This window comes from Candidatus Njordibacter sp. Uisw_058 (genome assembly GCF_047730065.1).
Taxonomy (GTDB): domain Bacteria; phylum Pseudomonadota; class Gammaproteobacteria; order Pseudomonadales; family Balneatricaceae; genus Njordibacter.
In genome coordinates this window covers 295,001-319,307 of record NZ_CP159829.1, presented here as the reverse complement: position 1 = coordinate 319,307, position 24,307 = coordinate 295,001, and the positions used below count along the sequence as shown (strand labels likewise).

The window sequence follows — 24,307 nt, the reverse complement described above, 5'->3', positions numbered from 1 at the left end:
TATTCAATAGACCATTTTGAATCTTTTAATTAAAATTAGTAGGTATATACTCAACGTATGTTTAAACAATATATCTTTCTTTTAATTCTATCCCTTTTCTCAATTCAAGGTTTCGCAGCAGGATGTCCCGATGGTAGTGAGCCAGTAAGGAGTATATCTGCAGATGGTACTTATTTTGTATTTGAGTGTGGAGGAAATTCAAATAAAATCGATTTTCAAATTATTAATTTAACAGATTTTGAGGATAGTTATTTTACTGATAAGGCAGATTATGCCTCTTCAAAAATGACAAATACCATCACAAAAAATCTTGTACTAATCTATCCTCTTGGTGATTTTTTATCTGTCACACAAAATGATGAGATGGATTTCTTAGGCTCAGTTCACGTCTCACATGAAAGAATTATTGATGACTCTCAAATAAAGAAAACACTTCAAACAGTCAAAAAATTTCTAGCAAATAAAAGCTGTATTGATGCAAGAGGGAAAAATGATTTATTAAATACTATTGAATGGGTTTTGAAAAATGGCTTCTACACTGGACTCCAGGACCCGCTCTGTAGAGATGTAAGATTTGTTATGATGTCTGTTAGCCCAGAGCAAAGAAAAGATAACAATAAAGAATTACTCAGAGTGTTTTTCCATGAAATTTATCATTCTCTACAAAATGATTTGAGAAATAATTGTAGCGGTCCAAATGACCTTTGGGTTATAGAAGCTGCGGCAGAGTATTTTGCAAAACACTCCGTTTCTATTTTTGATAATTCACAACAGGACTACGTTCAGAGTATCTTTCATTGGGCAGTACAAAATGCATCACGTCATGGATTCAAACTAGAAGACCCTGGGGTTGCTGAAAAAGGATTAGGTGCTTTAAGGTTAAAAATAGAAGAAGGCTGGCTAGATGAATCAAGAATTCTTAATGGTAGCCTTTTTCATAACTGTGCTAGAGTAGAAGAATTTCAAGATAACGACCCTAAAATTCAATACCTTAAAGATAATTGGTTCAAGATTGAAAAACACAATGGTACTTATAGATTTAATACTTCGATGACAAAAGCTGATGTCAAAAATCAATTTTTAAATTCTGATGAAGAGGAAATTGAAACAGTTAATTACAACACTAAACTTGATGAAGTTTGTCGAGGCTTGATTAATAATAATTGGAATAGTTACTTAAACATAAACAAAAATGAATTTAATTCTAAAGGCTATATGTTTATTGTTGCTGGTGAGGGTGGGCGCTGTGAGAGTGGCATTGGGAGAACCAAAGAAACGCACTAAATGAATGCATAAAATGGAAAGAAGAAAATAATATTGTTGGAGTCTGTGAATTTTATGCTGAAGGAGAAGAGGTTGTTTGGGATGGTCATTTGAAACCATCGAAATAAGCCTCTAAATCCGAACTTTGTATAGACGATATTGTTGTCAAAAAAGAAACAACAAAAGTAGAATTGAGTCAGTAATACTATCTCAGAAGTAATTCTCCCTCAAACATCAAACGCAAAAGTTGCTTTTATAGGCCTTAATTGTTCCTTTCCTAAAATCATATCTGCTGCACGAGCAGCTATCATTTGAGTTGGGGCATTTAAATTTCCTGAAATTATTTGTGGCATAACAGAGGTATCGACAACGCGAAACTGGAACTCAGACATGACTAGAGTCTAATCTTAGTAAAACTGAAACACCCTAAAGCTGCGCTTTTAAGACTACAAATTTTGGGTGGCCACCCACCTGCTCAACCCGCGAAAACCAACGTTTAAGCTTCGCGTGGTAGCCTAAGTGACGATTACCTACCACCCAAAACTCACCACTTGCAGTCAGTACCTGAGCTGCTTGGGCAAACATACGCATAGCAATTTGATCACCCATGACACGCTCTTGGTGGAAAGGTGGGTTACATAAAATCAAGTCGGCTGATTGCGAAGGTATTTCAGTTAGACAGTCACCCGCCATAAATTCACACTGTGCAGCAACACCGTTGGCAGTGGCATTGATCGTCGCTGATGCCACTGCCATATAGGATTCATCGATGCCAATAACTTCACATTGTGGCCACTTTTTGGCAGCAACAATCGCTTGGATGCCATTGCCACAGCCTAAATCAATGATCCGTTGAAAGGGCCCCTTTGGAAATAAATGCAATAGCACTTGAGCCCCTGGATCTAGTTTATTACGACTAAACACACCACTAAAGTGGTGTAAAAAAAGTCCATACGATGGCAACTCCCATGACGTCTCTGCTGGCTTTAAAGTTTGCTTTAACGCTGCTTTATTTTCCCTAGCATTACTCCCAGCATTACTCGTGGCATTAATCCCACCATGGTTGCCAGCAAAGACTAAGCGAGCCTTTTTACGCGCCAAGCTAGTGGTCACTGTTCCTAGCAGAGACTCCAGTAGCTGATAAACAGCTTTGTCCATGTGCTTCACCATTATCGGCATAATAATTAATGCGCTGGGAGTCAGTTGGGGTAAGATGCGTTGCAACTGATCACGCAATAAAGCATGACTTTTAGGCAGTCGAAATAAGACAAGGTCAAAGGGGCCTTGGGGCGTTTTTTGGGCCGGCACAAAATGAGCCAAAGGCAGTTGATTAGCATAGGCATTGTGCTGCAGACCAAGGTGCGCATTATGGGAATCACTCCAAAGAGTTGGCAATGAGCCATCCAGCGCCACCATGGCCTTGGTCACCCCACAGGTAATGGCACCAAAGGGTTCGTTGACCATGAGCACTCGGCTCTGGGTATTGAGTAAAGCTTCTGCCTGCAAGTATTCAAGCGCCAATACATCTGCCTGGTCAAACGCTTGTAAGGTCTCATTGGCAGAATATGGCACCCTCGCCACTACTAATTCACCCAAAGCACTGATCATTAATGGTTGTGTCATTTGATATGTGGTTAGGGTGCTAATCGATCAATAGACCAAGCATCCCCTGCTTGTCGATATCTAAAGCGATCGTGTAAACGACTAGGCTGGCCTTGCCAAAACTCAAATTGCACAGGTTTCAGACAAAATCCCATCCAATCTTGTGGGCGCTTAACAGCTGTGGTTTGGGTATGCTGATCAAGCTGGGCAACATTAAACTCTAGATCTGAAAGACCAGACACTACCTGACTTTGTGCTGTTGCAGCAGCACTCAATTGGCTGGCTCTTGGGCGACTGTTAAAGTAGTCGTCAGACGTGGCCTCTGAGACCCGACTCACGGTGCCAGAAATGCGCACCTGTCGCTCCAATGCTTGCCAATAAAATAGCACCGAAGCTTGAGGGTTATGAGCAATATCTTGCCCCTTTTCACTGCGACTATCAGAGTACCAAACGACACCATTATCATCGTAACTTTTCATTAACACCATGCGTGCACTTGGCATACCTGTTGCTGAAGCTGTGGCTAATGCCATAGAGGTCGCATTGAGTGGACAAGCGACTTCAGCCGCCTCCATCCAATCAGCAAACTGCTGCCATGGGTCTAAAGCTAAGCTTTGTCGACGCAAACCTTCGGCCTCATACTCGCGCCGGTAATCTTGATAATTTTGAGTAGACATACACCTGACCTGCTTTGAGTTAGTAAATAATCACACTGTTATTATATGCTTCTGCGGCCTTAGCCGAAACCGTTATCCAGTCAGCTTAAAAACAAAGTATGGAACGGCGCCAGACAAAGAAGTAAAAGTGAGTAAATTTACCACACGATTGAGGTTGGAGATTTCAAATTAGTTGTTTTTAATGTAAAGTCACGGATCTTGTGAGAAACCTCTCTTGATAAATACACTCGCCGCTTTAGAAAGGGCATTGCCATGAACTTAAAATCTTTAGTGTTTCGTTTTTTAACCCGATTTTTACTTCCCATAGCGATCATTGCAGGTGCCGTGTACGGTTTTATGCATCTGAAGGGTTCACGCCCCAAGGCTCCTGCTAAACCTGTGACAGAGCAAGTTTGGGGAGTATCAAGCCACCAAGTTTCACTCAGGGATATTGCACCTGAAGTGACTCTTTATGGTGCCGTGGAAGCGAGTGAAACAGTTCAATTAAGCTCAACAGTGAACGCCTTTGTTAATAAGGTAAGTATCGGCCGTGGTGATAGGGTCAGTAAAGGTCAACAAATCATCGAATTAGATGACCGTGAATTACGTTTAACGCTAGCCCAACGAACGGCTAGCCTAGCGGATGCTAAAACTCTCATTAGCACGGAAACAAATAGCCACCAAACGAATCAAAAAGCACTATTAATTGAGCAGCAACTGCAGGCCATCAACCAAAAAAACTTTGACCGCCAGCAGCAGTTGGTGGCGAAGAAAGTGGCCCCTACTTCACGCTTAGAAGATGCCACTCGGGCCCTCCAACAACAAGAGTTATCCATACTGAATCGTAAAAACACCATTGCCAACTACCCGAACCGTATTGCACGCCTTAAATCCCAGGTGACTCAAAATCAGATCCTTCTTGAATTTGCTGAGCTAGACCTAGAACGCACCAAAATTTTAGCACCCTTTGATGGGCGTGTTCTTAGCGTTGATACAGCCACTGGTAATAGGGTTCGCAATGGTGATTTAGTGGTTAAACTTTATAATACTCGAAGTCTTGAAGTCCGCAGCCAAATTCCAGCTCGTTACCTACCCATGATGCAAACAGGTAATTCTGGTGCGGCACTGGCAGCCAGTATTTCTCACCAAGGCAAAACTTACGCACTTAAATTAGATCGACTATCGGCAGAAGCATCTGCGAGTCAGGGTGGCATTGACGCCTTTTTTAGCCTTAGTGGTGGCCAAGAAATTGAAGTGGGTCGAAATCTTCAGGTGAAGGTCAAACTGCCCACCCAAACCAATGTCGCAGCACTACCCCCGCTTGCAATTTATGGCCAAAACCGTATTTACCGAATTATAGACCAGCGACTTGAGGCCTTGAGCATAATGCGAGTAGGAGACTGGACTAGCCCCAGTGGTGAACAGTTAACCCTCGTTCGAAGTGCTGAGTTACAAAGCGGTGATCAAGTGATGACAACCCAACTTCCCAACGCCGTTACTGGCTTATTAGTAGAATCACGCTAGGTAGGCATAAGCACATGATGCAATCATTTATTCACCTTTTTGCGAATCACAAAGTAGCTCCTAACCTGCTGATGTTATTGTTGTTTATCTCAGGTGCATACGGGCTAAAGCAGCTGAACACTCAGTTCTTTCCAGATTACGCGGTTAACACAGTAATTGTTGGGATTGCTTGGCCTGGCGCTGCCGCAGAGGATGTGCAAAATAGCATCACGATACCTGTTGAGCAACAGCTGAAGAATGTTGCCAATGTAGATAAGGTTAGTTCCAGTACCACACGTGGTGGAGTGACTATTCGGATAACTGTTGAAAGCGGTGCTAATTTTACAGAGACCACTAATGCAATAAAACAACGCGTCGATGCTGTTCGCAATCTGCCCACTGATGCTGAAACACCAACCATCGAACAGTTTGTTATGCGTGAAAACGTTGGTACTATTTTGATTACAACAGACGGTCCAGTTGATGAGCTAACCAGCTTGGCCCGTCAGGCAGAACGAGAACTCTTGGCAAAAGGCATTAGTAAAATTGAATTCTTAGGCTTGCCAAAACAAGAGATTGCAATTCAAGTTAAACCCAGCACTATGAACGATCTGGGTCTGTCACTAAGAAGTATAGCTGGGCTGATCAATAACCAGAGCCAAGATGTAATGGCCGGCACCGCAGGCCGCACAGATGGTTCAAAACAGTTACGCGCCATTGGGAAAGTGTCAGACGTCAACAGCTTTGAACAGCTTCCACTGCTTACTGAAGATAATGCCCAGCTCCTTCGCCTTGGTGATGTAGCAGACATTACACTGCGTCCCAAGGATGACCAAAGTACCATTAAATACGATGGCAAACCTGCAATTGAACTCACGATTATGCGAAGCAAAAGTGATGACACTATCAAAACTGCGGCCATTATGAATAATTGGGTACTTAGTGCCAGAAAGCGCTTCCCTGAGGGCGTTGAGATAGTGGTCTATGACGAAAGGTGGCTTTTATTAAAGGCGAGAATTAGTCTTTTAATCAATAATGGCGCCTACGGTTTGCTTTTTGTGGTTGGTTTATTGTTCATGTTTCTTAATTCTCGGGTTGCATTTTGGGTGGCTATGGGGATACCTGCCTCACTCTTAGCTACTTGGGGAGTGATGTACCTCATTGGTGGGTCAATCAACATGATCAGCCTGTTTGGTATGATTATGGCGTTGGGCATCATTGTCGATGACGCCATAGTCGTGGGTGAAGATGCACTTACACACTACCAGCAAGGAGAACCACCTCTTCAAGCAGCTTTAGGTGGAGCACAGCGAATGATGGGACCCATTACCGCGTCTTCCTTAACAACTATAGCGGCTTTTTTACCACTACTGCTGATCAGTGGGGCCATTGGTAGTATCCTTGCTGATATCCCTATTGTGGTTATTTGTGTCATTTTGGTGTCTTTGGTTGAATGCTTTTTAATCTTACCAGGCCATCTGCACCATGCCCTAAAAAATCAAGCCAATAAAAAACCCTCGCGCATCCGATCAGGGTTTGATCGAGGTTTTGATAGTTTTAAAAACAGGATCTTCCGACCTGTAGTCACCTTTGCAATTGACTTTCGCTTCGTAACTTTCAGTTTAGCCATCACCGCATTAGTTTTGGCTGTGGGGCTGCTCGTGGGTGGACGTATTCAATTTGCCTTTTTCCCAAGCGTAGATGGCGACAGTATCCGGGCTAACGTGCAATTTAGTAGTGGCACGCCGGCAAGCGAAGTCGCATCCTATTTAATTAAGATAAATGATGCTTTGCTTGAGACTGAAGAAGAATTAGGGGGTGACCTGATCAGTGAGCAAGTAAGCTATTATGGAACAAACAAACTGCCAACGGCTGGCATTTCTAGTACTGAACAAATTGCATTACTGAAGGTTGAACTAGATAGTTCAAAAACGAGAGTTATTACTAATGCTGAATTTATAGAAATATGGAATAGCAAAATCCCCAAGGTTCCCGGATTAGAAAAGATTATTATTGATCAACCTCAATCTGGACCACCAGGCAAGCCTATTGAAGCTAATATTACAGGTGCAAACGCAACTGTAATGAAAGAAGTGGCTCTTAAACTGCAAACATCTCTTAAGCCGTTTACTGGTGTTCAAAACATTGATGACAACCTACCCTATGGAATGGAACAACTGATCTTCAATCTCACTCCAGAAGCCGCAACCCTAGGCCTCACAAGTGAATATATTGGCAGCCAACTGAGGTACGCCTTTGATGGAGTCACGGTGCAAAGTTTTTACCTAGGATCAGACGAAATTGATGTGCGCCTTATGTTGAAAGACCAAGACCGTAATCGCATTTCTACCTTGTATGCCCTTCCCATTATACTGCCCTCAGGTAACACTGTTCCTTTACTGGAGTTAGTGGAATTTAGCTCCCGCAGGGGTATTGATAAGTTCAGTAGTAGAGATGGTCAGTTAATGGTGACCGTTAAAGCAGATGTAGACGTAGGTGCAACCAACGCCAACGTGATTATTGCAGCTTTGAAGAAAGATACGATTCCAAATCTTGAACGGGAATATGGTGTGAAAATCAACTTTGGCGGGGCAAAAGAAAGGGAGAGGGGCACTTTGGGCGATATGATGACTGGGTTAGTCTTAGCCCTTATTCTCATCTACATCGTTTTAGCTTGGGTATTCGCATCTTATGCATGGCCTATTGCTGTAATGTTTACCATCCCATTTGGGTTAACAGGTGCCGTATTAGGCCATCTTGTTATGGATAGAGACCTGACCATACTGTCATTATTTGGCTTATTTGGACTGTCTGGCATTGTCATTAACAACAGTATTGTGTTGTTGTCTTTTTATAAGGGCTTCCGTGAACAAGGTATTGCCCCTAAGGAAGCTATTATAGAGGCGGCATGTCAAAGGCTGCGGGCAGTGCTGCTCACTTCAATGACTACTATTGCTGGGCTAACGCCTATTCTGTTTGAAAACTCACTACAGGCGCAGTTCCTAATCCCAATGGCAATATCAATTGTTTTTGGCTTGGCACTAGGCACGCTGCTCATCTTATTTGTAGTGCCTTCCATGATATTAATGTTAGAAAACTTAAATGCCATTCTTGCAGGCAGAAAACGCAGTACCTAAAGTGTAAACATGGCTTAAAATAGTCGCAACTGCTGCTGCGAGTCTGGGGCTTTTAATTTAAGGCCCATACCCAACAAACGCACACCCTGTCTCTGTTGCTGCGGCAGGCCGCTGTGAAATGCGGTCTGCAACAAGGTCTTAAAAAAATCTAGGTTAATCTCAACACTGGCTTGCTCTCGGGTTAATTGAGAAAAATCGGCAAACTTTAACTTCACTACGACACCTGCAACTTCATAATCTTGAGAAAGCTTATGCCATCGCTCCAGTAGTTCAGTATACAAAGGAGATAAGGCATCACTGCAGGCTTGGATATTTGCTAAGTCTTGTGTATAGGTATTTTCGACAGACACAGACTTGCGCACTCGACGGGTCTGCACGGGCCGATGGTCTTCACCGTACCTTCTTGTCGCTAAGGCTTGCCCCATGCGGCCAAATTTTTGCTCTAGTTCTAACTCACTAAAAGACCGAAGATCAGCACAGTTTTGAATGCCATGCGCAGCTAATTTAGCAGCACTTACGGGGCCAATACCTGGTATTTTTGTGACACAAAGGCGAGCACTAAACTCATCAAGCTCACTGGGTTTGACAACAAATAAGCCATTCGGTTTACGCCAGTCACTGGCCACTTTGGCAATAAACTTGTTGGGAGCCACACCAGCAGAAATAGTAATGCCAACCTCCGCCTCAACAGTAGACCTTATATCTTGCGCAATTAGGGTGGCGCTCCCACCAAACAAGGGAGAGTCTGTTACATCGATAAACGCTTCATCTAAGGATAAAGGTTCTATGGTCGTGGAGTAACGCTTAAAAATGGACATTATTTGTTGTGACACGGCCTTATACAAAGCCATTCGACCAGGCAAAATCAGCAACTCTGGGCAAGCACGAATGGCTTGAGCCGATGCCATGGCCGAGTGGACACCAAATTTTCGAGCTGGGTAGTTGCAGGTAGCGATGACTCCTCGACTATGTGCAGCGCCACCAATAGCAATCGGCCGATAGCGGTAACTCGGCACTTCGCGCATCTCTACAGCGGCATAAAAGCAGTCACAATCACAATGAATTATCTTTCGACTCATCGGCACCCTACTTAACTTTATTACTGTACATATAACCAGCATTTTACATATAATACAGAATACATCAAGTCTTGCTATACACCCGTCTAGCGCTTGCGCAGTTAAAGCGATATTATCAGAGCTGATTATTTTGGTGTTACCGAGACTTATATGAACCCACAAACACAAACAGAACTTGAAGCTGCAGCCTTTCGTAGCCTAGTTAAACACCTAGATACCCGCAAAGATGTACAGAACATTGATCTAATGATATTGGCTGGGTTTTGTCGCAACTGTATGAGCAAATGGCTGTTAGCCGCAGCTGATGAGCAAAGTGTAGCGATGAACTATGATGAAGCTAGAGAGCATGTCTATTGCATGCCTTACGGTGAATGGAAAGAATATCATCAGTTACCTGCAACTGAAGAACAAATTAAAACTTTTTCAGCCATGGAAAAAGCCAAAGAAGCAGTGAATAGTTAGTGCCATGCCTACTTCATCTAACGCCCAAAACACACGCCAACTGATGCAAGCGCTTGAAGAAAAGATAAAACTACTAATCAGCCAAAATTTAGTTATGAGCCTAGAAATTGCCCAATTAAAGCAGCAAAATGACCATTTGATGACCCAACTGAGGGAACAAGATGGCCCCACTGAGACAATAATTCATCCCTAGGAGATACTTTCTGCTGACAAATATTGGCACATTCTTGCGCCAGCATGGAGCGCTAGCTGGATTGGTTTTATTGCTTGTGGGTGCTTTTCTGCTTAAGAATGCAGAAAAGACGGACCATCCATCTGAACTCAGCTCAGCCACTAACACTTGGGGGCTCTCTAGTGCGAACGTGGCAGCGCGCATTAGTCAGGCGATTGAGTCTACCTTTGACACCAAGGTAGAACCCATACCGGATTTTTTAGCTATTACTGATGTAAAATTAAAAAAGACAACTTTTTTTAATTATTTGAAGAAGCTGACAACAGTAGCAAATTACAAAATTCTTCAACTTCGTGCTGAAATTAAAGGTATGAATCCCCAGCGTCTGACACACCAACAGACCCAATTGCTTAATCGCTTATCCAAAACATACAAAATAAAAGTGGCAGAGCCTATTGAGCAAATCGATTTACTGTTGCACAAGGTGGGAATCATACCCGCGTCCTTAGTGCTGGCCCAAGCGGCTAATGAAAGCGCATGGGGGACCTCTCGGTTTGCAATTCAGGGTAATAATCTTTTTGGTCAGTGGTGTTTTAGTTTGGGCTGTGGCCTAGTTCCAAACGGTCGCCCTGTTGGAGCAAATTATGAAGTACGCAAGTTTAAAGACCCACAGGCATCTGTAGATGCCTATATGCGTAACTTAAACCGTCATGGCAGTTATGCAAATTTGCGTGATATTCGAGCATGCTTAACTAAGCACTCTGAAACAGTCACGGGTCGAGCCTTATCGGCTGGATTAATCAAGTATTCAACGCGTCGTGCAGACTACATAGATGAAATAAGATCAATGATTCGTGTTAATAAACTAGAAGCTTGGCAAAAAACTTGGTGGGGTAATAACAATCAACATCCGTGCAGCAAGTTGGTGCAGTTTGAACGTCCAAAAGTGGCTACAGAAGACCCTGTTCATGGTATCACTCAGCCTAGTAACAATTAATAAACTAAGTTCGTAAGTCAGATTAATAAACTAAATTAATAAGCTAGCTTTTTAGGGCCTAGTGAAATGAATTGAAGATTAACTCAAGATTTACTGAGAATGAAAAAAACATGCTCATGATGCTCATCACTACTCATAGATGAAGACGGAAAGGCGCTGGGCTGTCGCTGGACCTTACAATAACTTAAATAACCTGTCGAAAAAAACGGGCATGTTTGAGCATACTAATGGTCAGAGGTCTTGAACTAACCAGTAAACAACCCGATATACTTTAGGTATGAAAGGCTACAAGTGTTTAGCCTTCCATCAAAACAGGCAGCTAATAAATGAGTTTAGAATGGCTTTTAGTACTTTTGTTACTGGGGATGATTTACTGGTGGGATACCAGTGCGGCCAAGGATCAGGCGCGATTGGCTGCAAAGCAACAGTGCGAGCTACAAGACCTGCAATTGCTTGATGACACTGTTGCCCTTAAAAAAACTCGTCTTAAACGTGACCGTCGCGGACACATCTCATTTTTGCGACAGTTTACTTTTGAATTCAGCAGTGACGGTGAACAAAGAACTCAGGGGGAATTGCATTTACTGGGGAAAAAAATGACTCACCTGCATCTGGAAGTGCATCGAATACACTAGATTACGCCACAACCCTAGAGTTTAACCACCACTCTGCTAGAATGGCGTTCCACAAGGTCGTATCATTATCCATTTTGAGGAATATCTAGTTGTCGAATCTACCAGTCATCATTGGTTTTGGCGGAATAAATGCCTCTGGTCGAACCTCTTCCCATCATGGTTATCGCCGCCTCGTTCTCGATCACTTAGATACCCAAAGCCGGCTCGACACTCTCACTGATTTAGCGACATTAACCAATAAAGCAACTTTTTATAATGGTCTTTATTACTTAGCTGGTGAAGCAAAAGGATTGACTCAGGCACAGTTAACAGAGCAACTAGGTGACCAGGTCAAGGACGCAACTCTGATCCGGCCAATCCGAACTGAAGCCTACGATGTGGAAAAACTAGTACTGAACAAAGTGGCACAAATAGTGCCTGCGTCTGGTGATTGCACTTGTATTCGCATGCGCAAGCGCCACTTGCCCAATCAGCTACCAGATAATTGGCAAGTAAGCCAGATCGATGGTGACACGGTCGAAGTCACCATAAGTGGCGCATTCACAGCTATTTTGCCAGATACCAAGCGCGCGCCAGTAAGTGCCGCAGGCCAGCTGCCCGATGGCTTTGATCCCAGTTCTCTTTATCAGTCACGTAACCACCCTCGTAATTTACAAATGACCGTATTTGGTGCGTCTGATGCTCTTAGTTCCACTGGTATTGCTTGGCAAATTATGCAAGATCATGTGGCACCAGATCGTATTGCTGTCTACGCAAGTAACTCCATTGGTCAGTTAGATGAAGCTGGTTTTGGTGGTTTATTAAAAAACCCGAGTACTGGCAAGCGCATCACTTCAAAGCAAATGCCGTTGGGTTATGGTCAAATGCCCGCTGATTTTGTTAACGCTTATTTATTAGGTAGTGTTGGCGCGGTCGGCTCTGCCCTAGGCGCATGTGCAACGTTTTTATATAACCTGCGAAATGCTGTTGAAGATATTAAAAGTGGGCGCCGTGATTTGGTCATCGTTGGGGGCAGTGACGCACCCATTACACCAGAGGTTATGGAAGGTTTTCGCACCATGGGTGCCCTCGCTGAAGACCATGAGTTATGTGCTTTAGATGGTAGTAATGAGGCGGATTTACGTAGGACTTCTCGGCCATTCTCTACTAACTGTGGTTTTACTATGGGCGAAGCCTCCCAGTGGATTGTGCTCACCAGTGATACTTTAGCACTCGCGCTTGGCGCCCAAATTCATGGCGCTGTGGCAGGTGTATTCGTCAACGCAGATGGCCATAAAAAGTCAATATCAGCCCCAGGCATCGGTAATTATGTGACCTTAGCTAAGGCCGCAGCCCTAACAGAAAGCATACTCGGTGCTGAATCATTGCGCCATCGTTCTTGTGTGCAGGCCCACGGCACCAGTACGCCCCAAAACCGCATTACTGAATCTCACGTTATCAATGAAACGGCTAAAGCCTTTGGGATAAAAGATTGGAAAGTTGCTGCGGTTAAAGCTTACCTAGGTCATTCTCAAGGCACAGCCGGTGGTGACCAACTTGCTGTGTCATTAGGCTTATGGCGCTACGGCATTTTGCCAGGTATCGCTACCATAGATCATGTTGCAAGCGATGTGCATGATAGCCATCTAGCAATTCAAGCAGCGCACCATGAAGTGGGCGCAGAGGGTATCGACACAGTACTGCTGAATTCGAAAGGTTTTGGTGGTAACAATGCCAGTGCAGTATTAATGGGCCCACATGTGGCTAATCGACTCATGATTAAAAAGCATGGGCTTAAAGCCATGGAAAATATGCGCTCAGCCCAAGAGAAACATACTCAGGCTGCCAACGATTATGACCTCCAAAGTATGCGTGGATTATCAAATCCCACTTATAAATTTGGTCATAACGTTTTAACTGGTGAAGATTTGCTTATCAATCGCCATCAAATTGTTATTCCTGGGTATGCCAAAGCCATCGATTTATCAGTTAGCAACCCATTTGAGGACATGTGCTAGCCTGCCCTGTTCAATAAACTACTTCTGCAGATTTCCATGCTGTTAATTAATTCTTAACGCATCTAATGTGTTCTTTACCGTCTGCATAGCAATCTCAGATAAGGATTCACTTCGCAACTCGGCCAACACCAGCAATACTCGAGGCAGCATATCAGGTCGATTGGGCTGACCTCGCTCTTGCCCAGCCATAGGCATATCTGGCGCGTCTGTTTCTAACACCATATCTGTCAATGGCAATGCTTGGGCCAAGCGCCTCATAGCTTGAGCCCGCTCATAGGTTAGGTTGCCGCCTATGCCTATTTTAAACCCCAAATGAGTAAACTTTTCAGCTTGTTGCAGGCTGCCACTAAAGCCGTGCACAATACCGCCTTGGTTAAATTTTAACTGCCGTAACAACTGACCTAAGCGATCATTAGCCTTACGGCTATGAATAATAAGAGGGAGCTGGGTGTGTTGAGCAAGCTTAACCTGAGCAACGAACCAGGCTTCTTGATGCTCTATAGAAAAGCCCTCAAGTGACATGTCCAAAGCAAAGTCTAGTCCAATCTCCCCTATAGCTAAAGGCTTATGACGTTCAATGGCCGCAGTCAACACTGTAAGGTGCGCTTGGGTATGTTGATTACTAAAGTAAGGATGAAGACCCAGGGCTAAGTGCCAACTTGGGTATTGTTCACAAAGAGAGATTTGACGAGCAAATGAAGATTCCTTAGTGGCAGGCACCACTAGTTGTGTGACACCTTGGTCAAGGCAGGATTGCCATAAATGGGGTTGCAGACTTTGTAAGCGAGGGTGATCCCAATGACAGTGACTGTCAATCAACTGATGCATTAAACCCCCTCATTGTTTAATAACTGCGATTAATGTTCCCGCGTCGCACGGAAACGAATGTCTGGCCAACGTTCTTCCGTTAGACTCAGGTTGACCCGAGAAGGCGCCAAGTAGGTGAGGTGTCCACCGCCGTCAATAGCCAAATTCTCTGCTGCTTTACGCTTAAATTCATCCAGCATTTTATGGTCATCACATTCAACCCAGCGGGCTGTATTTACGCTGATCGGCTCATAGATACATTCTACTTTATACTCATCCTGCAGGCGGTAAGCAACGACTTCAAACTGCAGAACACCCACAGCTCCAACGATCAGATCATTATTTTTCCCTGGCATAAACAGCTGGGTAGAGCCTTCTTCAGATAATTGCTGCAAGCCTTTTTGTAACTGCTTCATTTTTAGCGGATCCTTCAATCGCACTCGCTGAAACAGTTCAGGAGCAAAATGAGGAATACCTGCAAACTTTAGATTCTCTCCAGCGGTGAAGGTGTCACCAATCTGAATAGTGCCGTGATTGTGCAAGCCAATGATGTCACCAGGCCATGCCTGCTCAACATTGGAGCGTTCACCCGCCATAAAGGTGACTGCATCGGCAACTTTAACATCTTTACCTATGCGCACATGGCGCATTTTCATGCCGCGCTCATAACTACCTGAACAAATACGCATAAACGCAATACGGTCTCGGTGTTTAGGGTCCATGTTGGCTTGTATTTTAAACACAAAACCAGTAAATTTAGGCTCTATAGCCTCAACCACCCGTGCCCCTGCATTTCGAAACTTTGGCGCTGGGGCCCACTGCACAAAATAATCCAGCATTTCACGTATGCCAAAGTTAGATAAAGCCGTGCCAAAGAAAACTGGGGTTAGCTTGCCCTCTAGGAATAACTGCATGTCGAATTTATGGCTCGCACCCCGCACCAATTCAATTTCGTCTTTAAGTTCATCTAATAATTCTCCCAAAAACTCTGCGGCTTCATCAGATTCCAAGCCTTCAATTTGGATGTCCTCTGCAATGGTATGTCCCTGCCCTGGCGTGAATACATGCAGGGTATCTGTGTAAAGATTATAAACACCTTTGAAGCGTTTACCCATGCTTATAGGCCAAGTGATCGGCGCACAAGCGATGTTGAGTACATCCTCTACTTCATCTAAAACCTCAATTTGTTCACGAACTTCACGGTCCATTTTATTAACGAAAGTGAAAATAGGGGTGTCTCTTAAGCGGCACACCTCCATCAGTTTAACGGTTCGATCTTCCACACCTTTGGCGCCATCAATTACCATCAGCACAGAATCAACTGCCGTTAAAGTCCGATACGTATCCTCAGAAAAGTCTTCATGCCCTGGAGTGTCCAAAAGGTTAACGGTGCGTTCTTGATAGGGAAACTGCATCACGGATGAAGTCACAGAAATCCCACGTTGCTGTTCCATTGACATCCAATCAGATGTCGCCTTTTTATCACCTTTCTTACCCTTCACTGATCCAGCGGTTTGAATGGCTTGGCCAAAAAGGAGAAGTTTTTCAGTAATGGTGGTTTTACCCGCATCTGGGTGGGAAATTATGGCAAAGGTTCTTCGTGTTGCCACTTTTTCTGCAATCAAGTTGGACATAGTTGTTAAAATCTGTGGGAGTATGAGGTGGCACTCGGAGGCGAGCCTAGAATAGTCTCTATTGTCGCTGATTAGCGCCCCATCCTCAATATAAAACGCTCTAAGATTGATCAATAAATAACCAAAAACCCATCAACTCATTGAGAAATAGTGTAAATTTACATATACTATGCCCGCTTCTACGCCCTCCCTAATATTAGGAAATACCATGTTCGATCTCGCAAGCCGCGCCCCGGCTAATGCAAAAAATGACATACTCTCCGGCCTTACAGTCGCTCTTGCATTAGTACCTGAGGCCGTTGCTTTTGCTTTTGTCGCTGGCGTAGATCCTTTGGTTGGCCTATATGCTGCATTTATGGTGGGTTTAATCACTGCCGTCATTGGCGGTCGTCCGGGAATGATTTCTGGAGCTACCGGCGCGTTGGCAGTGGTCATGGTCGCTTTGGTTGCAGATCACGGTGTAGAGTACCTATTTATTACGGTCGTCTTAATGGGCATCTTACAGGTCTTAGCGGGAGTTTTGAGACTGGGTAAGTTTATCCGCATGGTGCCCCATCCGGTCATGTTAGGATTTGTGAATGGTCTGGCGATTGTCATATTTTTGGCTCAACTAAGCCAATTTAAATTTATGGATGATAATGGTAGCTTACAGTGGTTAGAAGGCACCCAACTTTATTTATTACTTGGCCTTATTGCCCTGACCATGGCCATCATTCACTTTTTACCTAAATTCACCCGAGCCGTGCCGTCGTCCCTAGCTGCTATTTTAGTGGTGACCATTTTAGCCGTGAGCTTGAATTTGGATACCCGTTCGGTAGGTGATATTGCTTCTATTGCCGGCGGCTTACCAAGCTTTCATTTACCTCAGGTACCTTATACCTTAGAAACCCTTATTATTATTTTACCCTACGCTATTATTTTAGCAGCGATTGGTTTAATTGAATCATTGTTAACCCTGACTCTAGTGGATGAGATTACTGGCACTCGGGGTCGAGGAAATAAAGAATGTGTGGGCCAAGGTGTGGCTAATACGGTAACGGGTTTGTTCGGTGGTATGGGTGGTTGTGCCATGATTGGCCAGAGCATGATCAACGTTAACTCAGGTGGTCGTGGGCGCCTGTCTGGTATTAGTGCTGCCCTCTTTTTATTGGCCTTTATTTTAGTTGCATCGCCTCTTATTGAGATGATTCCAGTGGCCGCTTTAATTGGTGTTATGTTTATTGTAGTGGTCGGTACCTTCGAATGGTCCAGCTTCCGAATTTTGAGAAAAATACCCAAATCAGATGCCTTTGTATTAATCCTAGTTTCTGGCGTGACTGTCATCACTGATCTTGCTATCGCGGTGGTCGTGGGGGTTATTTATTCAGCCTTAGTATTTGCGTGGAAGCATGCCAAACATACACAAGTTACCTATAAAGATGTCGATGGTAGTCGCATCTATTATTTGCGAGGGCCTATCTTCTTTGGCTCAGTGCAGAATTTCTTAGAATTATTTGACCCAAAACAAGACCCAGATGATGTGATTATCGATTTTGAGCGGTCTCGAGTGGCTGACCACTCTGGTTTGGAAGCCATCGATACCCTAGCCGAACGCTATTCGCGCGCAGGTAAAACCCTCCATCTGCGCCACCTCAGTGCAGAGTGTAAGATACTCCTTTCTAAGGCTGGCAACATGGTAGAACTCAACGTCATCGAAGACCCAGACTATAAAATTGCTACCGATGTTTTAGGCTAAACACCCATGCATCTTCGCGCATACCATCAACGCCAAGGTAATAATCTTGGCGTTTTTGTTTGCACTCAAAACCCATCGACTGATATAAATTAACCGCAGCTTGATTGGAAGGGCGCACTTCCAAAAATAACTCTGTTACCCCTCGAGAACCTAACTCATTAGTCGTTGCTTGCAGTATTTTTCGACCCCAACCCAAGCCTCTAAAAGGCTCATCCACCACAATATTTTGCACATCAGCTTGGTCGAGCACGTAACTCGCTACGACGTAAGCAATAGCAACACGCGTCTTGTCATCAATACCTACGTTAACCAGACAAGTGCCCCTTAAACTAGCTTGCAAAACACCTGTGAGCTGTTTTTTTGACCAAGGTGTTTCGTGATAGCCTAATTTGAAGGCGAGGATCTGATCAATATCACTTTCGACTAAAGACCGAATCAACATCACTAATTAACCTATTTTTTCCGTCAAAAGTAATGGTTGTAGATGTTTCCAGGTCTCCGCTTTTAGACTAGGAACAGCTAATAGTTGATGCAGGCTATGACTGAAAATAGATGGTATGGTCATATCAGACAGTTCAATGTAGCCACTGTCACCTAAGCTCATATCAGCCTTAAGCAATTGCATGGCCGCGGGCCCCATGACTAGGAGCGCACTACATGGCTGTTCCTTGAGTAACTTTAGCAGACTATATTGAAGCCCACTTTGAGCGCCTGTTAAAGAGTGGTCCCCATGGGGGCCAGGCACCAAGGGCCAGTTAAATTCCATAGAGGCTGCAGGCATGGTTTGCCTGGTAGACTCTTTTAACATTGGCCTTAAGGCATTAACTATCGATGTCTGTAGCCGCTGAATTGGGCTACTCATGGTTGCGCCCTCGTGGGCAGGGATGTCGTTAACGACTAAAACGCCATTGGCATACCAAGATAACCCTAGGTGCAGCGCTGCAATCCAGTCTGATGCCAATGAAGGCGATGAGGGCAAACTCTCTGAGATTAATTGAGTTCTATCTGGTTGCAGTTGCGCCTCCAGTTTCTGTGATGCACTTGTATACTCCATGGTTTCTGGTGATGAACTAAGGGAGTGCAAGGCACCAGCGACTGCAGCAGCTTGTATCTGACCCGGGATCAGAGCTTGCTCTTGGCTTAGGTCAAATTTTTGTGGCTCTGTCGCTGGCAATGTTGCTGGTAATACGACTGGGGCTTTGGCAGCAGTTGGCAACGCTGAGGCTTTAGGTGCTATCTTTGCAGTTGCTATCTCTGCAGACCACAGTTTTGCACTGACCAAACAATGGCTGTTGTCTTGTTGCCACGATACAGCATTAGCTTGGCTAGCCACCAGTGAGCTTGTTGGCAGCCAACTCGTAATACCGAGTGCCTTCAAATATTGAAGCCGCTGAACCTCTTCAAGTGACGGGTAAGTGACCATAAATTATCCTAAAACCTCAATATATGTTGGTATCGATTTGAGCGTATGCTAATGATATCTTAATCGTACACTAGCCCCAAAATGACTCATATTGATCAATTCTCATACAAAGTTGGAAACATCTTACCACTCAACTCATCTCCATTTTGATAGCCGTTAGCCTCCATGATGGTCCTTTCTGCTTGGGCGCAAGCTCCTCGATACCCAACCTTGGATCCTTCTTTTGCCATTCTTAAGGTATATCGATGCACGTTCTTACCTGGCATCACTTGATTGAGACTCCCATGGCGGGTGCGCATATCAAAAAAAACACAATCGCCTAATTCAAAATCCCATGCAAGAAACTCATAGTCTTGTTTATTGTTCAGTATGTCTGGCGTGAGGTGATAGGATTTGCTATTCACTTCTCCAGCTTCCCCATCTTCTTGATGGCCGTCTTTAAAACGGGTTCTTAAAAATAACTTATTCCAAAGGTGTGATCCTTTAATCCAAGCAATGCCCTCATGCTTTTTTACCGAGCCAAGCGGCAACCAAAGGACACACATAGATCCTTCAAAATCAAAGTATGAAATATCATGATGAAAGGGTGCTCCAGACTTAGAACCAGCTTCCCTAAAAAACCAATTATCCATGACTAAATTGATTTTTTTTGCACTCAGTAACTCAGCTGCAATTTTTGCAGCAGGCGATTGAAAGACAAAGTTCTCAAAGCCTTGATGGCAGTCCCAAATCCAAAAGTCTTCAAAATACCCAGGGGCATCGTCATCCTTGGTATGCCTAGCAAAGCGTGGGCTTGGATGCTTCATGTTGGCATCTATGCCATGGGTTAATTCTTCGATCCATTGAGACGAAAATTTGCCTTTTAGGAAAACTGCTCCATCGACTTTAAACTGATCAATTTCATGCTGGGTTAGAATATCAGTAATGGGCATACCTTTTCATTATTTAGCGATTCAACGCCTAAAGTCTATATAAGGTGACTTCTTATGGTTAGATTGCACATGCCATATCTTGGCCACAACACATGGGAGATTTTATCTTTCCATGGTCATTGGGACATCTAGAAACCTGAACCTCAGTGCCATCATTGAGGGCAAGCATACCGTTTACTAATGGTGCATCGCATTTAGCACAAGTTGCGTTCACCGCCATTTCACAATGATTACATTCGTATGTTGCCATGTTACCCTCCGTTGAAATTACTGCGCCATTTATTAAAGCAATAATTAAATTTAATAAACCCAATGGTAATCCAAGTCTTTGCCTTGAATTTGTTATATGGGGTCCAAGCTAGCCTAAGTCAGTAATAGAGACTTTGACCCACATCGCTGCTTTCAGTCAAATCAAAAATAAAGCTAATTATTGTAGGTCTGGGCAAATTTTTGGTCTAAACTAAAACCTTGACCTTGCCATCTAATATAGCCTTTAGCTCTTTCCCTAGCAATAGAAATAGATGCCCCAAACCTCATTAAAAAGGCCTAACAAAGTTATGCAAAAGAATGATGATTTTGAGTTTGATAAGATTATTGAACGCCACAATACTAATTCTTTGAAGTGGGAAAAATACGCCCTTCAAGACATCATACCCCTCTGGGTGGCAGACACTGATTTCAAAGTTGCTCCCGTGATCCAAGCAGCCATTGAAGCCCGCAAAGATCATGCAATCTATGGTTATACTCGGGCTAATCAACAGTCTAACCAAATGGTAGCTGACTATTATCAGGTCAAGTATGGCTGCCACGTTAAGGCAGAGTGGGTTGTTTGGATCCCAGGTGTGGTCGCTAGCTTATCCCTCGCTATTCGCAGTTTATCAAAGCACCATGATCAGGTACTCACCCCCGATATTGCTTATCCTTATTTCCATAGTACGCCCTTAGCTTCTGGCAAACAGGATAACCACCTTGCCATGTCTTATGATCAGGGCCGTCTCCGAGTAGATCTTGAGGCGCTTGAAAACCATGACGCACAGGCTGCCCGCGTGATGTTATTTTGTAACCCTCAAAATCCTGGTGGGGCCGTCTATACCCAATCTGAACTAAAGCGCATCGACTCCTATTGTGAAACCAATCAACTGGTCCTAGTATCTGATGAGATTCACGCAGATATTATTCTGGATGAAGATAAATTTCATGTGCCCTACCTCAGTGTCAGCGATCATGCATTGCAGAACTCTATCACCTTAGGTGCTGCCAGTAAGGCCTTCAATATTGCGGGCCTGGCCTGTTCATGGGCTGTTATTGCTAACCCGAGTATTCGCCAAGCTTTCGTCAACGAAATGCACGGCATTGTCTCTGAGATAAACCCATTCGGTTATACTGCTACCCTTGCTGCTTTAGCTCATGGTGAGCCCTGGCTTACCGCGATGAATAGCTATCTGCGTGCCAATAGAGACTATCTTATAGCCGAATTTTCCCTGCTACCAGACATTGATATGTTGCCCCTCGAGTCTACATTTTTAGCTTGGCTGGACGTGTCTAAGTTACAATTAAAAGACCCATGCAAGTTTTTTGAAAAGGCTGGGGTAGGTCTATCTCCAGGTAGAGATTTTAACGATGCTAATTATTTAAGACTTAATTTTGGTTGCCCACGCTCGGTGTTGGAAAGTGCCATGGCGCGGATTAAAACAGCCTTAGGCTAAGTTCTGGTAACCCGCAAACTGGTGACTTTGGAGCGCAACAACTGCTTTATGAATTGCGTCCTTATGGTCAGCCTCGAGGGCAAATCGTTGTTGGGTAAATTTACTCTTAGCTTTCTTATCTAATTGTTGCCATTGTTCGTTAATAGGCATGTGCTCTGTGGCACTAAACACCAAAGCGATTACAGAAAACTCATCCTGAGTTAGCAAATCAGGCTCAACCTGTTCCACTAATTGTTTTAAACGAATACAACCTTCGGTATATTCGCATTGCTTATCTTTCATTGCACTTGCAATCACAGCAATACTTTCTACACGATGCTGATACTGTTTTTGAAGCATCTCCTGGAGTGCAAGTATGCGTGCCTCATTGACGTTGCGAGCCTTTTTTTGGCGCATATAAAGCCAGCTCACAAGGACCAACATAGCTAGACAAAAAATCGTAAGAATGGGAATCATATAATGTGTCGACATGGTTTTAATATCTTTCAGATTTGGTGTTAATTGTAGCATAGGTTGGCTCTGTGAAAAGCCGTATTAGCCTTCTTAGATCGGTTGTAAATAAGGTTCCTTTTTCAGCACCCACTTTCTAGCATCCGTTTTCTAGCAAGCAATAAAAAAGCCCCAGTGCGTGAGCATTGAGGCTTTCTTATTAAATGAGGTGCTTGGCGATGACCTACTCTCACATGGGGAAACCCCACACTACCATCGGCGCTAAAACGTTTCACTTCTGAGTTCGGAATGGGGTCAGGTGGTTCCATCTCGCTATGGTCGCCAAGCAAAAAAGGTGAATGAAGATCAATCAATCCTACAATCAATCTACATCCTTGAATCTGTGATATCCACTGTCTAGGTCCTACATCATGCGCTTATCAAGCACTTATCCTTCGTAAACTTAATCGTACTTCTTCGCTTGTACAACGCTTTTGGCGTTATATGGTCAAGCCTCACGAGCAATTAGTATTGGTTAGCTCAACACGTTACCGTGCTTACACACCCAACCTATCAACGTCCTAGTCTTGAACGGCTCTTTAGGGACTTAAAGTCCTGTGAGATCTCATCTTGAAGGGGGCTTCCCGCTTAGATGCTTTCAGCGGTTATCCTGTCCGAACGTAGCTACCCGGCAATGCCACTGGCGTGACAACCGGAACACCAGAGGTTCGTTCACTCCGGTCCTCTCGTACTAGGAGCAACTCTTCTCAAATCTCAAACGTCCACGGCAGATAGGGACCGAACTGTCTCACGACGTTCTAAACCCAGCTCGCGTACCACTTTAAATGGCGAACAGCCATACCCTTGGGACCGGCTTCAGCCCCAGGATGTGATGAGCCGACATCGAGGTGCCAAACACCGCCGTCGATGTGAACTCTTGGGCGGTATCAGCCTGTTATCCCCGGAGTACCTTTTATCCGTTGAGCGATGGCCCTTCCATTCAGAACCACCGGATCACTATGACCTACTTTCGTATCTGCTCGACGTGTCTGTCTCGCAGTTAAGCATGCTTATGCCATTGCACTAACCTCATGATTTCCGACCATGATTAGCATACCTTCGTGCTCCTCCGTTACTCTTTGGGAGGAGACCGCCCCAGTCAAACTACCCACCACACAGTGTCCTCGATCCGGATTACGGACCTGAGTTAGAACCTCAAACATACCAGGGTGGTATTTCAAGTTTGGCTCCACTGAGACTAGCGTCCCAGTTTCAAAGCCTCCCACCTATCCTACACAAATAGGTTCAAAGTTCACTGTGAAGCTATAGTAAAGGTTCACGGGGTCTTTCCGTCTAGCCGCGGATACACTGCATCTTAACAGCGATTTCAATTTCACTGAGTCTCGGGTGGAGACAGTGTGGCCGTCGTTACGCCATTCGTGCAGGTCGGAACTTACCCGACAAGGAATTTCGCTACCTTAGGACCGTTATAGTTACGGCCGCCGTTTACCGGGGCTTCGATCAAGAGCTTCGCCGAAGCTAACCCCATCAATTAACCTTCCGGCACCGGGCAGGCGTCACACCGTATACGTCCACTTTCGTGTTTGCACAGTGCTGTGTTTTTAATAAACAGTCGCAGCCACCTGGTATCTTCGGCCGCCAACAGCTTAGGGAGCAAGTCCCATCACCATCAGCGGCGTACCTTCTCCCGAAGTTACGGTACCATTTTGCCTAGTTCCTTCACCCGAGTTCTCTCAAGCGCCTTGGTATTCTCTACCTGACCACCTGTGTCGGTTTGGGGTACGGTCACTCAATATCTGATGCTTAGAAGCTTTTCCTGGAAGCATGGCATCAACCACTTCAGTCCTAATGGACCTCGTCATCACGCCTCAGCCTTAAAAAATCCCGGATTTACCTAAGATTTAAGCCTACACGCTTAAACGCGGACAACCAACGCCGCGCTGGACTAGCCTTCTCCGTCCCTCCTTCGCAATATTGAGTGGTGCAGGAATATTAACCTGCTTCCCATCGACTACGCTCTTCAGCCTCGCCTTAGGGGCCGACTCACCCTACCCTGATTAGCATTGGATAGGAAACCTTGGTCTTCCGGCGGGGGAGCTTTTCACTCCCCTTATCGT

General features: G+C 44.5%; 21 protein-coding genes and 2 rRNA genes (1 of these 23 only partly in view). 10 read left to right on the top strand and 13 right to left on the bottom strand.

What is annotated here, in order from left to right; all coding sequences use genetic code 11:
- The first annotated feature begins 57 nt into the window (after positions 1 to 57).
- Positions 58 to 1,284 (top strand): hypothetical protein, encoded by a 1,227-nt coding sequence (locus ABXT59_RS01550; RefSeq protein WP_443637241.1) that lies wholly within the window; start codon positions 58 to 60, stop codon positions 1,282 to 1,284.
- A gap of 206 nt (positions 1,285 to 1,490) precedes the next feature.
- Here ABXT59_RS01550 and ABXT59_RS01545 read toward each other — a convergent pair whose 3' ends face one another.
- The 3 genes from ABXT59_RS01545 to pdxH are packed head-to-tail and all read right to left on the bottom strand — an operon-like array spanning position 1,491 to position 3,542.
- On the bottom strand, positions 1,491 to 1,655 hold the full coding sequence (locus ABXT59_RS01545) for a hypothetical protein (RefSeq protein ID WP_443637239.1): 165 nt from the start codon (positions 1,653 to 1,655) through the stop codon (positions 1,491 to 1,493).
- A gap of 34 nt (positions 1,656 to 1,689) precedes the next feature.
- The gene (locus ABXT59_RS01540; protein ID WP_443637237.1) at positions 1,690 to 2,886 is read right to left on the bottom strand and encodes a class I SAM-dependent methyltransferase; all 1,197 of its coding nucleotides are present in this window, start codon (positions 2,884 to 2,886) and stop codon (positions 1,690 to 1,692) included.
- An 11-nt stretch (positions 2,887 to 2,897) separates the two neighbouring features.
- The gene (pdxH, locus tag ABXT59_RS01535) at positions 2,898 to 3,542 is read right to left on the bottom strand and encodes a pyridoxamine 5'-phosphate oxidase (protein WP_443637236.1); all 645 of its coding nucleotides are present in this window, start codon (positions 3,540 to 3,542) and stop codon (positions 2,898 to 2,900) included.
- Positions 3,543 to 3,794: 252 nt separating this feature from the next.
- On the opposite strand from pdxH, the gene ABXT59_RS01530 reads away from it, so the two are divergent.
- Positions 3,795 to 5,045 (top strand): efflux RND transporter periplasmic adaptor subunit, encoded by a 1,251-nt coding sequence (locus ABXT59_RS01530; RefSeq protein WP_443637235.1) that lies wholly within the window; start codon positions 3,795 to 3,797, stop codon positions 5,043 to 5,045.
- 14 nt (positions 5,046 to 5,059) lie between these two features.
- Positions 5,060 to 8,161: an efflux RND transporter permease subunit gene (locus tag ABXT59_RS01525; protein WP_443637233.1), complete on the top strand. Its 3,102-nt coding sequence runs from the start codon at positions 5,060 to 5,062 to the stop codon at positions 8,159 to 8,161.
- A gap of 14 nt (positions 8,162 to 8,175) precedes the next feature.
- Here the strand turns inward: ABXT59_RS01525 and dinB are convergent, their stop codons facing one another.
- Complete coding sequence (gene dinB / locus ABXT59_RS01520; RefSeq protein WP_443637232.1) at positions 8,176 to 9,240, bottom strand: DNA polymerase IV; 1,065 nt, start codon at positions 9,238 to 9,240, stop codon at positions 8,176 to 8,178.
- Positions 9,241 to 9,390: 150 nt separating this feature from the next.
- Between dinB and ABXT59_RS01515 the strand changes: the two genes are divergently transcribed.
- The 5 genes from ABXT59_RS01515 to ABXT59_RS01495 all read left to right on the top strand — a co-directional run bounded on the left by ABXT59_RS01515 (position 9,391) and on the right by ABXT59_RS01495 (position 13,503).
- Positions 9,391 to 9,702: a DUF1244 domain-containing protein gene (locus ABXT59_RS01515; RefSeq protein WP_443637231.1), complete on the top strand. Its 312-nt coding sequence runs from the start codon at positions 9,391 to 9,393 to the stop codon at positions 9,700 to 9,702.
- 4 nt (positions 9,703 to 9,706) lie between these two features.
- On the top strand, positions 9,707 to 9,895 hold the full coding sequence (locus ABXT59_RS01510) for a hypothetical protein (protein WP_443637230.1): 189 nt from the start codon (positions 9,707 to 9,709) through the stop codon (positions 9,893 to 9,895).
- A 34-nt stretch (positions 9,896 to 9,929) separates the two neighbouring features.
- Positions 9,930 to 10,871 (top strand): glucosaminidase domain-containing protein, encoded by a 942-nt coding sequence (locus ABXT59_RS01505; RefSeq protein WP_443637228.1) that lies wholly within the window; start codon positions 9,930 to 9,932, stop codon positions 10,869 to 10,871.
- Between the two features lie 326 nt (positions 10,872 to 11,197).
- Positions 11,198 to 11,506: a DUF3301 domain-containing protein gene (locus tag ABXT59_RS01500; RefSeq protein WP_443637227.1), complete on the top strand. Its 309-nt coding sequence runs from the start codon at positions 11,198 to 11,200 to the stop codon at positions 11,504 to 11,506.
- An 89-nt stretch (positions 11,507 to 11,595) separates the two neighbouring features.
- Positions 11,596 to 13,503, top strand: coding sequence for a beta-ketoacyl synthase (locus tag ABXT59_RS01495; protein ID WP_443637226.1), 1,908 nt, complete (start codon positions 11,596 to 11,598; stop codon positions 13,501 to 13,503).
- A gap of 42 nt (positions 13,504 to 13,545) precedes the next feature.
- On the opposite strand, the gene ABXT59_RS01490 is transcribed toward ABXT59_RS01495, so the two are convergent.
- Together ABXT59_RS01490 and ABXT59_RS01485 are read right to left on the bottom strand one after the other, a co-directional pair.
- The gene (locus ABXT59_RS01490) at positions 13,546 to 14,331 is read right to left on the bottom strand and encodes a TatD family hydrolase (RefSeq protein ID WP_443637225.1); all 786 of its coding nucleotides are present in this window, start codon (positions 14,329 to 14,331) and stop codon (positions 13,546 to 13,548) included.
- Positions 14,332 to 14,360: 29 nt separating this feature from the next.
- Positions 14,361 to 15,944: a peptide chain release factor 3 gene (locus tag ABXT59_RS01485; RefSeq protein ID WP_443637223.1), complete on the bottom strand. Its 1,584-nt coding sequence runs from the start codon at positions 15,942 to 15,944 to the stop codon at positions 14,361 to 14,363.
- A 208-nt stretch (positions 15,945 to 16,152) separates the two neighbouring features.
- On the opposite strand from ABXT59_RS01485, the gene ABXT59_RS01480 reads away from it, so the two are divergent.
- Entirely contained in the window at positions 16,153 to 17,679 is a 1,527-nt protein-coding gene (locus ABXT59_RS01480; RefSeq protein ID WP_443637222.1) for a SulP family inorganic anion transporter, read from the top strand.
- On the opposite strand, the gene ABXT59_RS01475 is transcribed toward ABXT59_RS01480, so the two are convergent.
- The 4 genes from ABXT59_RS01475 to ABXT59_RS01460 form a co-directional block, all read right to left on the bottom strand.
- Positions 17,660 to 18,121, bottom strand: coding sequence for a GNAT family N-acetyltransferase (locus ABXT59_RS01475; RefSeq protein WP_443637220.1), 462 nt, complete (start codon positions 18,119 to 18,121; stop codon positions 17,660 to 17,662). The two genes, ABXT59_RS01480 and ABXT59_RS01475, sit on opposite strands and share 20 nt — an antisense overlap.
- Before the next feature lie 6 nt (positions 18,122 to 18,127).
- A complete protein-coding gene (locus tag ABXT59_RS01470) occupies positions 18,128 to 19,102 on the bottom strand; it encodes a hypothetical protein (protein WP_443637219.1) in 975 nt (324 codons plus the stop codon).
- Between the two features lie 95 nt (positions 19,103 to 19,197).
- A complete protein-coding gene (locus ABXT59_RS01465; RefSeq protein ID WP_443637217.1) occupies positions 19,198 to 20,034 on the bottom strand; it encodes a phytanoyl-CoA dioxygenase family protein in 837 nt (278 codons plus the stop codon).
- Positions 20,035 to 20,092: 58 nt separating this feature from the next.
- Entirely contained in the window at positions 20,093 to 20,284 is a 192-nt protein-coding gene (locus ABXT59_RS01460) for a hypothetical protein (RefSeq protein WP_443637216.1), read from the bottom strand.
- Positions 20,285 to 20,591: 307 nt separating this feature from the next.
- Here ABXT59_RS01460 and ABXT59_RS01455 point away from each other — a divergent pair, with 307 nt between their 5' ends.
- Positions 20,592 to 21,740 carry a MalY/PatB family protein gene (locus tag ABXT59_RS01455; RefSeq protein ID WP_443637215.1) on the top strand — a complete coding sequence of 383 codons (1,149 nt, stop codon included), beginning with the start codon at positions 20,592 to 20,594 and terminating at the stop codon, positions 21,738 to 21,740.
- Here the strand turns inward: ABXT59_RS01455 and ABXT59_RS01450 are convergent.
- From ABXT59_RS01450 to ABXT59_RS01440, 3 genes are all read right to left on the bottom strand, one after another.
- A complete protein-coding gene (locus ABXT59_RS01450; RefSeq protein ID WP_443638528.1) occupies positions 21,732 to 22,163 on the bottom strand; it encodes a DUF2489 domain-containing protein in 432 nt (143 codons plus the stop codon). The two genes, ABXT59_RS01455 and ABXT59_RS01450, sit on opposite strands and share 9 nt — an antisense overlap.
- A 237-nt stretch (positions 22,164 to 22,400) precedes the next feature.
- Positions 22,401 to 22,516 (bottom strand): 5S ribosomal RNA (gene rrf / locus ABXT59_RS01445).
- Positions 22,517 to 22,673: 157 nt separating this feature from the next.
- Positions 22,674 to 24,307: ribosomal RNA gene (locus ABXT59_RS01440) — 23S ribosomal RNA — on the bottom strand; it runs 1,255 nt beyond the window's last position.

Coding starts and splice junctions, on each gene's coding strand:
- ABXT59_RS01550 (WP_443637241.1), top strand. CDS start 58: ATGTTTAAACAATATATCTTTCTTTTAATTCTATCCCTTTTCTCAATT.
- ABXT59_RS01545 (WP_443637239.1), bottom strand. CDS start 1,655: ATGTCTGAGTTCCAGTTTCGCGTTGTCGATACCTCTGTTATGCCACAA.
- ABXT59_RS01540 (WP_443637237.1), bottom strand. CDS start 2,886: ATGACACAACCATTAATGATCAGTGCTTTGGGTGAATTAGTAGTGGCG.
- pdxH (WP_443637236.1), bottom strand. CDS start 3,542: ATGTCTACTCAAAATTATCAAGATTACCGGCGCGAGTATGAGGCCGAA.
- ABXT59_RS01530 (WP_443637235.1), top strand. CDS start 3,795: ATGAACTTAAAATCTTTAGTGTTTCGTTTTTTAACCCGATTTTTACTT.
- ABXT59_RS01525 (WP_443637233.1), top strand. CDS start 5,060: ATGATGCAATCATTTATTCACCTTTTTGCGAATCACAAAGTAGCTCCT.
- dinB (WP_443637232.1), bottom strand. CDS start 9,240: ATGAGTCGAAAGATAATTCATTGTGATTGTGACTGCTTTTATGCCGCT.
- ABXT59_RS01515 (WP_443637231.1), top strand. CDS start 9,391: ATGAACCCACAAACACAAACAGAACTTGAAGCTGCAGCCTTTCGTAGC.
- ABXT59_RS01510 (WP_443637230.1), top strand. CDS start 9,707: ATGCCTACTTCATCTAACGCCCAAAACACACGCCAACTGATGCAAGCG.
- ABXT59_RS01500 (WP_443637227.1), top strand. CDS start 11,198: ATGAGTTTAGAATGGCTTTTAGTACTTTTGTTACTGGGGATGATTTAC.
- ABXT59_RS01490 (WP_443637225.1), bottom strand. CDS start 14,331: ATGCATCAGTTGATTGACAGTCACTGTCATTGGGATCACCCTCGCTTA.
- ABXT59_RS01485 (WP_443637223.1), bottom strand. CDS start 15,944: ATGTCCAACTTGATTGCAGAAAAAGTGGCAACACGAAGAACCTTTGCC.
- ABXT59_RS01480 (WP_443637222.1), top strand. CDS start 16,153: ATGTTCGATCTCGCAAGCCGCGCCCCGGCTAATGCAAAAAATGACATA.
- ABXT59_RS01475 (WP_443637220.1), bottom strand. CDS start 18,121: ATGTTGATTCGGTCTTTAGTCGAAAGTGATATTGATCAGATCCTCGCC.
- ABXT59_RS01470 (WP_443637219.1), bottom strand. CDS start 19,102: ATGGTCACTTACCCGTCACTTGAAGAGGTTCAGCGGCTTCAATATTTG.
- ABXT59_RS01465 (WP_443637217.1), bottom strand. CDS start 20,034: ATGCCCATTACTGATATTCTAACCCAGCATGAAATTGATCAGTTTAAA.
- ABXT59_RS01460 (WP_443637216.1), bottom strand. CDS start 20,284: ATGGCAACATACGAATGTAATCATTGTGAAATGGCGGTGAACGCAACT.
- ABXT59_RS01455 (WP_443637215.1), top strand. CDS start 20,592: ATGCAAAAGAATGATGATTTTGAGTTTGATAAGATTATTGAACGCCAC.
- ABXT59_RS01450 (WP_443638528.1), bottom strand. CDS start 22,163: ATGTTGGTCCTTGTGAGCTGGCTTTATATGCGCCAAAAAAAGGCTCGC.